General features: G+C 42.1%; 10 protein-coding genes. 2 read left to right on the top strand and 8 right to left on the bottom strand.

Annotation, left to right across the window (positions count from 1 at the left end; all coding sequences use genetic code 11):
- Positions 1-307: 307 nt before the first annotated feature.
- The 3 genes from PSF27_RS00145 to PSF27_RS00135 form a co-directional block, all read right to left on the bottom strand.
- Positions 308-2,977 (bottom strand): TonB-dependent hemoglobin/transferrin/lactoferrin family receptor, encoded by a 2,670-nt coding sequence (locus PSF27_RS00145; protein ID WP_272680616.1) that lies wholly within the window; start codon positions 2,975-2,977, stop codon positions 308-310.
- Positions 2,978-3,098: 121 nt separating this feature from the next.
- Positions 3,099-4,028 (bottom strand): FecR family protein, encoded by a 930-nt coding sequence (locus PSF27_RS00140; protein ID WP_272680615.1) that lies wholly within the window; start codon positions 4,026-4,028, stop codon positions 3,099-3,101.
- A gap of 2 nt (positions 4,029-4,030) precedes the next feature.
- Positions 4,031-4,528, bottom strand: coding sequence for an RNA polymerase sigma factor (locus PSF27_RS00135; RefSeq protein ID WP_206085336.1), 498 nt, complete (start codon positions 4,526-4,528; stop codon positions 4,031-4,033).
- 303 nt (positions 4,529-4,831) lie between these two features.
- Between PSF27_RS00135 and PSF27_RS00130 the strand changes: the two genes are divergently transcribed.
- Entirely contained in the window at positions 4,832-5,740 is a 909-nt protein-coding gene (locus PSF27_RS00130; RefSeq protein ID WP_206085335.1) for a gluconeogenesis factor YvcK family protein, read from the top strand.
- A 587-nt stretch (positions 5,741-6,327) separates the two neighbouring features.
- Here the strand turns inward: PSF27_RS00130 and uvrB are convergent.
- From uvrB to bioB, 5 genes are all read right to left on the bottom strand, one after another.
- Positions 6,328-8,346, bottom strand: a complete 2,019-nt coding sequence (gene uvrB / locus PSF27_RS00125) for an excinuclease ABC subunit UvrB (protein ID WP_206085334.1) — start codon at positions 8,344-8,346, stop codon at positions 6,328-6,330.
- A 630-nt stretch (positions 8,347-8,976) separates the two neighbouring features.
- On the bottom strand, positions 8,977-9,651 hold the full coding sequence (bioD, locus tag PSF27_RS00120) for a dethiobiotin synthase (RefSeq protein WP_206085333.1): 675 nt from the start codon (positions 9,649-9,651) through the stop codon (positions 8,977-8,979).
- Positions 9,644-10,429 carry a malonyl-ACP O-methyltransferase BioC gene (gene bioC / locus PSF27_RS00115; protein ID WP_272680614.1) on the bottom strand — a complete coding sequence of 262 codons (786 nt, stop codon included), beginning with the start codon at positions 10,427-10,429 and terminating at the stop codon, positions 9,644-9,646. Before bioC ends, bioD begins: the two co-directional genes overlap by 8 nt.
- Positions 10,407-11,564 carry an 8-amino-7-oxononanoate synthase gene (gene bioF, locus PSF27_RS00110; protein WP_272680660.1) on the bottom strand — a complete coding sequence of 386 codons (1,158 nt, stop codon included), beginning with the start codon at positions 11,562-11,564 and terminating at the stop codon, positions 10,407-10,409. Before bioF ends, bioC begins: the two co-directional genes overlap by 23 nt.
- Entirely contained in the window at positions 11,564-12,601 is a 1,038-nt protein-coding gene (gene bioB / locus PSF27_RS00105; RefSeq protein ID WP_206085330.1) for a biotin synthase BioB, read from the bottom strand. The genes bioF and bioB overlap by 1 nt, the downstream gene beginning before the upstream one ends.
- A gap of 93 nt (positions 12,602-12,694) precedes the next feature.
- On the opposite strand from bioB, the gene bioA reads away from it, so the two are divergent.
- Positions 12,695-13,963 carry an adenosylmethionine--8-amino-7-oxononanoate transaminase gene (gene bioA / locus PSF27_RS00100; RefSeq protein WP_272680613.1) on the top strand — a complete coding sequence of 423 codons (1,269 nt, stop codon included), beginning with the start codon at positions 12,695-12,697 and terminating at the stop codon, positions 13,961-13,963.
- Positions 13,964-14,025: the final 62 nt, after the last annotated feature.

Below are 14,025 nucleotides of genomic sequence, written 5' to 3'. Positions count from 1 at the left end.
TTCGATATATAATATAATATACAACGACTTACGGAACATTAGCGATAATCTCCGAAGTTCTTATTATCATAGACAATTTTCTTAAAAAGAGCCTAGCCAAAGATACAATTTCACTTTAAATGATTAACATCTCTTATTATTTAATTAAACATTTCTTGATGTAGATCTAAAATGGGGAGCAAGCTCCCCATCTCATTGTTTCCGTTATAAATATCGTTACCAATCGCTTCGTATTTTTCACTCAATACTTTGCTAAGCATTATCCCAATCAAAAACGAAAGCATTTGCCCCAAGTAATTGAACGTATTTAGAAACGGAACTCAACCCCACCAGATATCGTCCTTCCACGACCTAATGTATTCGCTAAGCTCTCCCCGTAGCTCACCACATAGGCCCGATTGGTTAAGTTCTCCACGTTACCGCGAATAATTAAATTATCCGTAATTGAATAACTTGCGTATAAATCGACGAGGGTATATTTCGGCCAGTCCGCTAAATAAGGGTAATTGGTTTGTGCAGAATAGTCTTGGAAACCTGGTGTGAAACGGATAACCATTCCGCCATCCAGTTTTCTATCAAAAGCACGTCCACCGAGTGTGAATGAACCTCTATCACCTGGCAGATTTGCTGCACTACCAAAGATGGAGCCGCTATCGCAGTTAACATAATTGTCTGCTTGCTCATCGGGCTCTGCATACCAATTACCAGGGCCAATACCTTCTGGGAATTTCAAGACGCCACCTAACCACGCACGGTTAGCACAGAATGTGTTTTTACCAATCATATGGGTGAAGGTTAAATCTGCATAAACAAACCCTGCATCATAGTTGAGTTGGTATTCAAACCCTCTAAAACGTGTCGTATTTAAGTTATTGCTGTACGCAGCATTCCCCATACTTGGGTTAACCAGTCCTGGCTTAGTTCGGTTAATCGCAAGGTTGATATAGTTATCAACCCGCGTGTCAAAATAAGCCACTTTAGCCAATAATCGATCCTCTTCAAGCATCAGCTGGGGGTAATTCAGATTCACCCCGATTTCCCACGCATTTGAGCGTTCCGCTTTTAAAAACGGGTTAGGAAACTGTGTTGAAGAACTGTGAGCGCTGCCTGTGGTGAGTGTTTCGGTAATCGCAGGTGGACGCCAAGAACGACCATAACTGGTAAAGAACTCCATCCACTCGACACCTGGGCGAATAGCCAGACGAGCATTAGGTGAAAACGCACCTTCCGATTTATCAACATTCCAATGTTCTGTATACAGCGTGCTTGGGCAATCACGTAACCGTCTACCTGTGCATGGATTTTCCTTTGTATAAGGGAAGATGGCATAACGCATGCTGGTTTGCCCTTTGAGGGTATAGTAGTCGTAACGCATTCCCCCTTCCAATGTTAACCAATCGTCATATTCGTAAGTTAAATTAGTAAACAATGAGCTCAACGTACGTTTTCCATCTGGTGTTACGCCTGATGCGGTTTCTCGTGTTGAGGTGCTGCTAGCTTTATCTTGGAAAGTTTCAAAACCATAATGCGCTTTTAATAAATTATTATGATTAAATTCAATCTCTGAATGATTTTCGAGTTGCACCCCGAATGTTTTAACCCGAGTATCCATCTGATAGCCATTATTAAAAATTTGGCTCGTTGAATAAGTTTCAGTGTCATCTTTCGTATCAACAAAATACACTTTCCCTTTAAATTCTGTACTCCATGGACTGCCACTAAACTGCGTATAATCAAGGGAATAGTTCTGGGTTGTCACATCACTAAACCCACTGCTTTTCCATCCAAGTTTATATGGCCACGTTTGCGCCAAATTAGTTAATGTACCTGCATTAGGTGTCGCCACTTTGGTTTCTAAATAATTGAATTGTAAGCGTTGTGACTCACTGAGATTCCAACCTGCTTTCGCCAAATATGAGGTCATCTGGTAATTGCTATCATTAATTCGGGTATGTTTTAAACCACGCACTAATTCGTCATAATGCCCTGCATCATTGTTGATGCGAATGTCGCCAATACTCCCGTGAGTCCCTGGTTTATAGTCACCTAAGCGGCGTTCACTGGCAGCAAACAGTAAATCTCCCTTTTCATTTCCCAAGGCAAATGCGCTACTACCGATAAAATGAGTATTATTCGTCCCTGTACTGGCATGTAATTTTCCACCAAATGTCTTATCTTTCGATAAAAAATCAGATGCATTTACCGTATGAAATGTGGCAACTCCGCCAAGCGTTCCCCCACTCCCCATACCACTATTGTTTCCTTTTTGAATTTCAACACCAGATAGCAACTCAGAATCAATATACATTGAGCCGTTACGCTGCCCATGGCCGCTTTTTTGGAAGTTTTGCCGCATTCCATCAATATTCATGTTCACACGCCCATAATCTTGGATCCCACGAATATTCACTGATAGCGACGGGTCTTGCTGGCTGACACTGGAATACACGCCGGTGGTAAGCTCTAGTACGTCAGCAATATGTTTCGGTGGCCTGTCTTCAATTTGTTTTTTACTGATCACACTCACCGATGAGGGACTACTGTAGACCCAATCTCCTTGCTGTATTTGGCTTGCTGTCACCGTAATATTATCTAACTTAATGACGTTTTCACTTGTGGAGGAATTAATTACCCGATGAATAGAAATACGATTATTGTGTATTTGGACCTGAACTGGATTTTCGCCAACAAGTTGCTGCAATCCTTCTTGCAAGGTTAACTGCCCTTTGATGCCTTGGCTTTTTAAGCCGTTCATTTCTTGGCTATTAATAATGATTTCAACTTTTGCCTGTTGGGCAAATTGCAACAATGCGTTCTCAAGCGATCCTGCTCCAATCGAAAATGAAATTTTCTGTTGGGTTACAGTTATTGATTGACTGGCATGAGCAATGTTAAATAATGAATATGCAGGTAGTGCTCTTAATACAAGGTAAACACAGAGTGTGGCTGTTTTATATTGGTGCTTTTTTTGAGTCATTTCCCATCCCTAAAATGATAATGGTAATAAAAATCATAATCACTTAGGTTAAGACGTGGAAATGAAAGAAACCCGTAAAAATAATTTAAATACTTGTGAAAAATAATAATTTATTTATCTATCAGTAGATTAATGTGAAAAATGGTACTTCATAAATCGTGAGTCCTTTTGATGACACAAGGTACTTAAGTCCACTTTCTAGTGTGTTAATTTGCAATACGCCGCTTAGTTTTTCCTTACTGTCGCTAGCTAAAATAATAATTCGCTTTTTATGGTAACGATTAATTTCAGCGGTAATCTCAGAAAGCGTTTGCTGTTGAAAAATAATCTGGCCTTCACGCCATCCTTCTGACGCTTGTTTGGCAAGTGGTATTGTGGGTAAAATTTGCTGCTGGTATTGCGTAAAGCTGCCTGCTTTTACCGTCAATTCTTGTCCTGATAATAGCGATATTTTAACGCTGTGCTGATAGACACTTACACCAACATTATCCCCTTCATTATCAATGGCAAACTCTGTTCCCAGCGCTTGAGTTACACCATTTCTCGCCTTAACTTGGAAAGGACGCAGTTCACTACCAGTGATAGGTGCAACAGAGAAATAGGCGCGTCCTTGGAGCAAATTGACTTGTCGATATTGCCCGTCAAAAACTAGCTGTAATTGTGCACCACTATCGAGGTCGACTTGGCTGCCATCGGGCAATATGATATGTTGAACTTCACCAATTCTGGCTTGGTAATCAATCTGTTCTTGATTTTCACCCCACCAAATCAAAGTCACCAAACCACACACTAAAACACTGGCTGCGACGGAAACTTTCACAAAACTTTTTGTGGCTTTAATTGGTTTCTCTGTTTTTCTAGGCTGTTGATTATAGGAAGTTAACGCCCAAATTTGCCTTGCACGATAATAGGCATTGGCATGCTCTTTCGATGCATTCACCCAATGCTGAAACTCGCTATTTTCTTGTGCATCCAGCTCTCTTTGAGTGGTCTTGACGACCCACATCGCCGCTGTGTTTTCGATTTCAGATGGAGATGTTGTTGATTTCATGATTAATCCTTCCATTGATGAATCAGAACAGCCAATGCATTGGCTAAATGCTTTTCAACAGTACTGAGCGAAATATTCAACAATTGAGCCACTTCGGTTTGAGTCAATCCCTCTTCTCGGTGCAAACGAAAAATAGCCTGTGTTCTCTTGGGCAATGTTTGAATAATGGCTTGTATCTGGCTAAGTTGCTGCTCTCTTATTGCTGTTGCTTCAAGGCTTTTTACTTGTGCAGGTATTTCTTGCCATTGCTCATCACTGATAACCATTGAAGGGCGTGCTTTTTGTTCCCTAAAGTGATCAATCATCAGGTTTTTCGCAATCCGATAAAGATAAGCGTCAAAATCTTGAATCGTTGAGTGCTTCATCAGTTCAGCCATCCGTACAAAACTTTCCTGCACAATATCCATACTCAAACTATGGTCTTTAAGGTACATGTTGAGGTAGCGACATAATGAGGAAGAATGGCGTGCAAACAAGCGTTGCAACTCAGAATCAGACATATTGAGCCATAACACAAACAATGAAAATGAGAATTATTTACACTATATAGGTAAATATTCAAAATGGAAACATTCAGGTGTTTTTTTGCTAAGAGGTTAAGGTAAATCTGGAATATTGCCTTTTATTGTTTTTTATCACAGTAACTCAGCGAACAATGATGTTTTATGGTAGATTAACGCCCAATTTATTTTAGATTTCATTTTTGATACGTTCGGCTCTGTAAACACTGCAAACCACAGATAAAAAGCACTAAGTAGTGACTGTTTATTTGCCGAATATTGACTGATTGATATAGGAACACTATGCCAAATAGTAGTCTGGCGAGCCTGAAACATGTTGTTGCCCTTGGCGGCGGGCATGGGCTAGGTCGCGTAATGTCTTCCCTTTCCTCTTTAGGCCCTCGCCTAACTGGAATTGTGACCACCACAGATAATGGCGGGTCTACAGGTCGAATTCGTCGTTCCGAAGGCGGGATTGCTTGGGGCGATATGCGGAACTGTTTGAATCAGTTAATCACTGAACCATCAATTGCTTCAGCAATGTTTGAATACCGTTTCGGCGGTAATGGAGAACTCTCTGGCCACAACTTAGGTAACCTAATGCTAAAATCATTAGATCACCTGAGTGTTAGGCCACTCGAGGCCATTAATTTAATTCGCAATATGCTCAAAGTGGATGCGCAACTCATTCCAATGTCAGAATCCCCTGTTGATTTGATGGCGATTGATGAGATGGGTAATGAGGTCTATGGCGAGGTCAATGTGGATGCCTTGCGCGAAATTCCGAAAGAGTTACGCCTATACCCTCGCGTTAAGGCCACACGTGAAGCGTTAGAAGCTATTCACCAAGCGGATTTGATTATCATTGGTCCTGGTAGTTTCTTCACCAGTTTAATGCCATTATTACTACTGGACGAGATTGCCACTGCCTTGCGTGAATGCAAATCCCCAATGATTTATATTGGTAATTTAGGTAAGGAAGTGGGCTCTTCAGCCGCTAATCTGACTTTACCTGAGAAATTGCAGATGATGGAAAACTATATTGGCTGCAAAAAGATTGATGCGTTGATCCTTGGCCCACGCACACAAACCAGTGATATTAGCAGTGACCGTAAGATTATCCAGCGCGTCCTCGAAGCGGATGATATCCCTTATCGCCACGATAGAAAGCTGCTCCTACAAGCCATCGAAGAAACCGTCCCGCTATTGTAATTTCCTAATTTATCCCACCTTTGGCTCCCAGAGGTGGAATGCTACTCAAGCCAATTTTTTGTTCTCTATTTTAAAGATATTTCTATACCAATCCTATTGATCTTCAAAATAATTTGCGTTGTGGCTAGGCGGCAAGTGAAAGCATCTCGCGGAGCATACATAAGTATGTGACCCGAGTGATTGCCCCTACTCCCCAACATAATGAAATAAAATGAAAATTTATCTTCAAAATAATTTGCGTTGTGGGTAGGCGGCAAGTGAAAGTATCCCAAGGAGCATACATAAGTATGTGACCCGAGTGATTGAGCGCAGCCAACACCCCCACAACGTGAAGTATGTAGAAAATTCGCGTTGTGGCTAGGTGGCAAATGAAAGTATCCCAAGGAGCATACATAAGTATGTGACCCGAGTGATTGCCCCTACCCCCCTACATAATGAAATAAAATGACAATTTATCTTCAAAATAATTTGCGTTGTGGGTAGGCGGCAAGTGAGAGCATCTCGGGGAGCATACATAAGTATGTGACCCGAGTGATTGAGCGCAGCCAACACCCCCACAACGCGAAGTATGAAGAAGATAAAGAAGATTAGGAATTGGCGATAAACTGAGACCGTATCTCTTGCAACTCATCACGCACTCGCGCTGCCGCTTCAAACTCCAAGTCCTGTGCGTGCTTATACATTTGTGCCTCAAGTTGCGAAATACGTCGTTCCAACTCTTTCGTCGACATACCTTGTATATCAATTGATGTCTCACTCTTGGCATTATCTTTTGAGCGCCCTTTGCCTTTCCCGCCAACTTTATGACCTATCTGCAGGATATCGCCAATTTTCTTGTTTAACCCTTGCGGTACGATGCCATGTTCTTCATTGAATGCCATTTGTTTTGCACGACGGCGTTCGGTTTCTGCTATCGCTTTTTCCATCGAATTGGTGATTCGGTCGCCGTAAAGGATCGCTTTACCGTTTAAGTTACGTGCTGCACGGCCTATTGTCTGGATCAAAGAACGTTCTGAACGCAGAAAACCTTCTTTGTCTGCATCTAAAATAGCCACTAAAGACACCTCTGGCATGTCGAGGCCTTCCCTTAATAAGTTGATACCAACAAGCACATCAAACTCACCCAATCGTAAGTCACGAATAATTTCTACCCGTTCAACCGTATCAATGTCTGAGTGAAGGTAACGAACACGCTCCCCATGTTCTTCCAGATATTCTGTTAAATCTTCCGCCATTCGTTTGGTCAACGTGGTGACTAATACACGCTCATTCTTCTGCACACGAATACGGATTTCAGATAATAAATCATCTACTTGCGTGCTCACAGGGCGCACTTCAATAATCGGATCCAGTAAGCCTGTCGGCCTAACCACTTGCTCAATAACTTCATTGCCTGATTTTTCTAGCTCATATTTGCCTGGAGTTGCAGATACGTAGATAGATTGCGGTGCTAAAGCTTCAAACTCTTCAAAACGCATTGGTCGGTTATCCAATGCCGAAGGCAAACGGAAACCATATTCAACTAAGGTCTCTTTACGGGAACGGTCACCTTTGTACATCGCCCCAATTTGAGGAATGGTCACGTGAGATTCATCCACCACCAGTAGGCCATCCGCAGGTAAATAATCAAACAATGTCGGAGGTGGTTCACCTGGAGCACGACCCGATAAATAGCGTGAATAGTTTTCAATCCCTGAGCAGTAACCCAGTTCATTCATCATTTCTAAATCAAACTGAGTACGCTGAGTAATACGCTGTTCTTCCACCAGTTTGTGGTTTTCTAACAACACTTTTCGCCTATCCACCAGCTCTTCTTTGATATGCTCCATCGCTTCCAAAATACGTTCTCTTGGTGTGACGTAATGTGTTTTTGGGTAAACCGTAAAGCGAGGCACACGGTGTTGAATTTGCCCCGTCAGTGGATCAAAGAGAGATAGACGTTCAACTTCATCATCAAACAGCTCGACACGTAACGCGTATTCGTCAGATTCTGCAGGAAAAATATCAATCACTTCCCCGCGAACGCGAAAAGTACCACGGGTAAAAGCTTGGTCGTTACGACTGTATTGCAGGTCAGCTAAACGCCTTAAAATAGAGCGTTGGTCAATGATCATGCCATCGGTGAGGTGCAGCATCATTTTTAAGTAGCTATCAGGGTCGCCTAACCCATATATAGCTGAGACAGAAGCCACCACAATGACATCACGACGTTCAAGTAAGGCCTTAGTCGCAGATAAGCGCATTTGCTCAATGTGTTCGTTTACAGAGGCATCTTTTTCAATAAATGTATCAGAGCTAGGCACATAGGCTTCAGGCTGGTAATAATCATAGTAAGAAACAAAGTACTCTACTGCGTTATCTGGGAAGAAAGCTTTCATTTCGCTGTAAAGTTGTGCCGCCAGGGTCTTGTTATGAGCCATCAACATGGTTGGGCGATTTTCTTTTGCGATAACATTAGCTATCGTAAAGGTTTTCCCTGACCCTGTTACTCCCAATAACGTTTGATGCGCTAAGCCATCTTGCAGCCCTTCGCGTAATTGACGAATTGCTTCAGGTTGGTCCCCCGCTGGCTGAAAATCAGAATACAGCTTAAAATCCTTACTCATATTACCGCCTCGTAACGTGTCTCTTTTTCTATAATACTGGATAAAAAAACAGCTTCAAGTCCTGAATTTAATATTTTCTCTATCCGACGTTCCAATGAGTTTATAAAAATGTTATCCCCAAAATAGTGCTTGACCTTTGGAAAACGTTATATTTTATGCTATTGGTTTTTATCGCCCTATCGCAAATATAGATTGAAGTCTTGATTTTATTTAACCTATTGTATTTAAATAAAATTATCTCAAAGTCCAGAATCACATCAAATAAAGGCAAAGCCGCTTGCCGCCTAGCATAGAAGTTGTTTTATAATGTTAATACACAAGGTTATCCACAGAAATGGTGGATAACTCTTGAAGCCCTTAGGGCTCATGCTTTCTCGTCATGAGTAAAATTTGTTAAACATTGAATAAATGACAAAACGATGGCAGTTATATGAAAAAATTTTTACGTAGTATCCGTTTAAAAAAAGAGATTTTATCTGTTTTAGTTCGATCATCAGACTATTTCTACGGTAAAACTTGACAAAAAATAGGTTAAGAACGTTAAACAAGATCAACAAAGCATTTAACAATTGATCATTTATTAGAGGGGGAAATGGGCCTAAAACAATAATGTTAAGCCCTTTATTTATTTCACAATAACGTAAGATCCAAATATTGACCTAACGTGGATTCATTAAGTTGGGGCTGATAAGGTAAGATCCCTAAACAAGGTGAGTTAATCATGCGTTTGAGTGTTGCAAGATATTCAGCTTGATAAATACCTGCGGGTTCAATTTCATTGGCAATCCAGCCGACCACAGATAAACCAGCGGTATTAATCGCCTCTAACGTTAATAATGCGTGATTAATGCAACCCAATTTCACACCCACCACTAAAATAACGGGAAGTTGCTGTTCAATAACCCAATCTGCATAGGTTTTTTCGGTGGATAATGGGGTATACCACCCACCAGCCCCTTCAACCAACACCCAATCCCCTTTTTTCTGAACCTCTAACAACCCTTGATTAATAACCGAAAAATCAATAGGCTCTCCCACTTTTTCACTGATGATATGCGGTGAAGTAGGGGCTTCAAAAACAATGGGGTTGACTGATGAATACGGCAATTTCACTCGGCTATTCGCTTGTAATAATAAAGCATCGTTATTGCGCAGCCCTTCTGGTGTTTGTTCACTCCCTGAGGCAACAGGTTTATAACCGACAGTGTTAAACTTTTGAGCATTAGCGGCTTGCAATAAAGCGCAACTTGCCACGGTTTTTCCAACTTCAGTGTCCGTTCCTGTTACAAAATAAGTTTTAGTCACGATAGATGACTCCAAATACGGTTTGATAAGTTAACGGTAGCCCTTGATGAGCCATCGGATAAGCTAAAGCTAACTGCTGAAGGCGCTTACGAGTCATTAGCCCTGTTTGGCGTCCCTCGGTCAAATAGGTCGCTCCAATCCCTTTAAGTGAATTCAATAGACTAATTAAATCAGGGAAATACAACGTATCTTTTTGAAAAGACAGCTCATGGCGCCATGTTTGGCAGCTCGAGGTGATAGCTTGTGGACTCAAAAAGGTGTTCACATGAGAATATTCATCAAGCAGCTGCCAAGCTTTGGATAATTCATTAAGCGAATGCTCTGCGAGCGTCGTAAAAACAATCACACCACCACGCTTTGTTACTCTGTATAGCTCACTCAATGCACCATGTAAGTTTTCACACCATTGAATGGATAAATTGGAAAAAACCACATCAAACTGCGCTGAATGAGTCGGGATCGACTCTATATCAGCACACAAATATTCATCTGCTGCATTCTTACTTTTGGCGACATCTAACATGCCAGAAGATAAGTCCAGTGCAGTGACTGTATGGCCTTGATGTTTCAGCTTTTGACTAAAAAAACCCGTACCACAACCCGCATCTAATACCCGTAAAGGCATGTTAACCTGCGTTGCAAAGAGGGTCGATTTCAATTTATTGAGCAGTTGCTCTCCTGCTGTCTGCTGATAGTTAGCGATAGCATCGTATCTTGTCGCTGCTCGGCCAAATGCCGCCGCAATTTTTTGTTTGTCATGACAAATGATCGAAGTCATCTAAAGCCTCCAATAATTTATCAAGATCGTTTTGTTGATGTACTGCACTCAACGTGATCCTCAACCTTGCACTGCCTGGCGGAACTGTTGGTGGGCGGATCCCTTGAACCCAAATCCCTTTTTGGCGTAAAAATGCTGCAGCACGTTGGCATGTCTCATTATCACCAATGATTAAAGGTTGGATGGCTGTGGTTGAGTCAGCAAATTTCATTTGTTTAAAGTTGGCATTTTTCCTTAAGTATTCAATATTCTGCTGAAGAGTTTCACGCAGTTTATCTGCCAACTTAATCTGTTTAACTGCTTCTAATAATGCAACCGCCTGCGCGGGTGGCATAGACGTGCTGTAAATTAAATGGCGTGCTGATTGAACCAAGAAATCCGCGGTTTGGTCATCACAAAGCACGGCAGCTCCGCTTAAACCAAACGCTTTACCAAATGTCACCACCAAAATTTCAGGTTTAATGCCATAAGCCGAACAACTCCCTCTCCCTTGAAAGCCGCAAACACCAATACCATGAGCATCATCAACCATTAGCCACGCACTGTGTTTTTTTGCAATATCCTGCAAGGTATTCAGTGGGGCGCTATCCCCATCCATACTAAAAACCCCCTCGCTAATCACAAGGGTTTTCCCTGAAGCTGGCTTATTAATTAAATTTTCAAGAGAGGATGTATTGTTATGGTAAAAGCGTCTTAATTGAGCCCCTGAATGTATTGAGGCTTCTATAATAGATGCATGGCTGAGTTTATCGGCTAATATGCGGTCATTTGCTGTCATTAACGCCGTGATCACCGCATGGTTTGCTGCAAAACCGGAAATAAACAACAGTGCTTTTGAGTAACCCAACCACTGTGCCAGTTCACTTTCAAGTGCAACATGCGCTTGGGTATACCCAGTAATATGCCCTGAACCGCCACTCCCAATTCCATAGATATCTGCACCACGTTGCCATGCAGCAATAATCTCAGGATGGTGAGATAACCCTAAATAGTCATTAGACGAAAAATTTAGGTATTTTTCGCCATTTTGGTATAGCTCTCTACCATCAGATCTTTCAATACATTGACGTTGACGCCAGATCGAGGCACGTTTGCGCTGTTCGATCTGGTCTTGTAGGAAAGTTTGCCAGCTCATCATACTGCTGCATTATAAAACTTTGCGTTATCAGCGGTTAACAATGTTTCTGCCAATTTCGCAGCTTGCTGGTTATCCCCTTCATCCGTATCAATACGCTCTGGGTTAATATCCAGTTTCCTAAACAGTGCTAAATCTTTGTTTTCATCTGGATTAGGTGTGGTGAGTAACTTACAGCCATAGAAAACTGAGTTTGCCCCAGCCATAAAACAGAGCGCTTGAGTTTGCTCATTCATATACTCGCGACCTGCCGATAAACGTACATATGACGTCGGCATCATGATACGAGCCACTGCAATAGTACGAATAAAATCAAAGGCATCGACATCTTCATTGTCTGCCATTGGCGTGCCTTCCACTTTCATTAGCATATTAATTGGTACGCTTTCTGGTGGTTTTGGTAAATTGGCTAATTGCACCAGCAAAGCGGCACGGTCGCTAACTTTTTCACCTAAGCCTAAAATACCGCCTGAGCACACTTTTATCCCTGCATTTCGAACATTGCCCAAAGTATCCAAACGGTCTTGGTATGTTCTCGTCGTGATAATATTGCCGTAATATTCAGGGGATGTATCAAGGTTATGATTGTAATAGTCTAAACCCGCCTCAGCGAGGCGCTGGGCTTGGGAGTTATCAATCATCCCTAAAGTCATGCAGGTTTCCATCCCTAGGGATTTCACCTCTTTCACCATCATTTCAAGATAAGGCATATCACGCTCTTTTGGATTGCGCCACGCGGCCCCCATACAAAAACGCGTAGACCCGGCCTGCTTAGCTTTTTTTGCTGATTCAAGCACTTGCTGAACTTCCATCAAACGTTCTGTTTCTAAACCTGTTTTATAGCGAGCGCTCTGCGCACAATATTTGCAATCTTCGGGACATGCGCCTGTTTTAATAGACAACAAGGTACTGACTTGTACTTGCTGCGGGTCAAAATGTTGGCGATGTGTTTGTTGCGCCTGAAATAACAACTCAAAAAAAGGCATTGAAAACAGTTCATTAGCTTGTTTTATTGTCCACTGTTTTAATGTGTTCATGGAGACACTCCAGTTGAAAAAATTGTTGCCAGTTTAAATATTGTGGTTATCATGTCAACTAAAATTATCTAAAAAAGTTTACAATGGGTAATAATGAATAGTCACGATATTGCTTTTGATAGCCAACACATTTGGCACCCTTATACCTCAATGAGTCACCCTATCCCAGCCTATCCAATCGTTGCAGCACAAGGGGTTGAGCTCGAAATGGCAGATGGAAAAAAATTGATTGACGGGATGGCCTCGTGGTGGTCAGCGATTCATGGCTATAACCATCCTGAACTCAACCAAGCAGTCATAAGCCAATTAAATCAGATGTCTCATGTGATGTTCGGCGGAATAACCCACCCACCCGCAGTGAATTTATGCAGGCAGTTAGTCGCCATGACTCCTGATCCACTGGAGTGTGTATTTTTGGCCGATTCAGGATCTGTTGCCGTCGAAGTCGCGCTTAAAATGGCGCTGCAATATTGGCAAGCTAGAGGTGAAAAACGTCAACGAATTTTAACATTACGCCATGGATATCATGGGGATACCTTTGGTGCGATGGCGGTCTGTGACCCAGATAACTCCATGCATGGTCTGTATAAAGGCTATTTGCCACCGCATATCTTTGTGGATGCCCCACAATGTGGTTTTTATGATGAATGGGAGCCAAGTGATCTTGAGCCTTTAATTCGTGAATTAACTAAAAATCATCGTGAAATTGCAGCGATCATCTTAGAGCCGATCGTACAAGGCGCGGGGGGAATGCGTATCTATCACCCTGAGTATTTGAAAGGTGTGCGCCAGTTATGTAATGAATATGGGATCTTGCTCATTGCAGATGAAATCGCTACAGGTTTTGGGCGTACAGGAAAACTGTTTGCCTGTCATCACGCCAATATATCACCAGATATTATGTGCTTAGGTAAAGCATTAACAGGCGGTTATATGACGCTTTCAGCGACGCTCACAACACGCCACGTCGCAGAAACGATTAGCAACGGTGAAGCGGGTTGTTTTATGCATGGCCCGACCTTTATGGGTAACCCCCTAGCCTGTGCTGTCGCCGATGCAAGTCTAACTCTGTTGCTTAATAGCCCTTGGCAACAAACGATTGCCAATATTGAACAACAACTCAAAACCGAACTGCTGCCCTTAGCCTCACACTCTGCTGTTGCAGATGTGCGTGTACTTGGCGCTATTGGCGTGATTGAAATGAAGCAGCCTGTAAATACCGCCGCTTTACAAAAAGTGTTTGTGGAAAATGGCGTATGGGTACGCCCATTTGGCAAATTAATTTATATTATGCCACCGTATATCATCACCCCTGAGCAACTCACTAAGGTCACCGATACCATGGCCAAAGTCTTAGGGTAATCAATAAAACAAACTTAATGCTTTGTTTTTAAACAGATTTTTAAACAGATAATCTCCTAAAT

Origin of the sequence: Providencia sp. PROV129, from assembly GCF_028482245.1 — a bacterium.
GTDB classification, from domain to species: domain Bacteria; phylum Pseudomonadota; class Gammaproteobacteria; order Enterobacterales; family Enterobacteriaceae; genus Providencia; species Providencia vermicola.
Note: the sequence above shows the minus strand (reverse complement) of the source record. Positions and strands in the feature narration are given on the sequence as shown.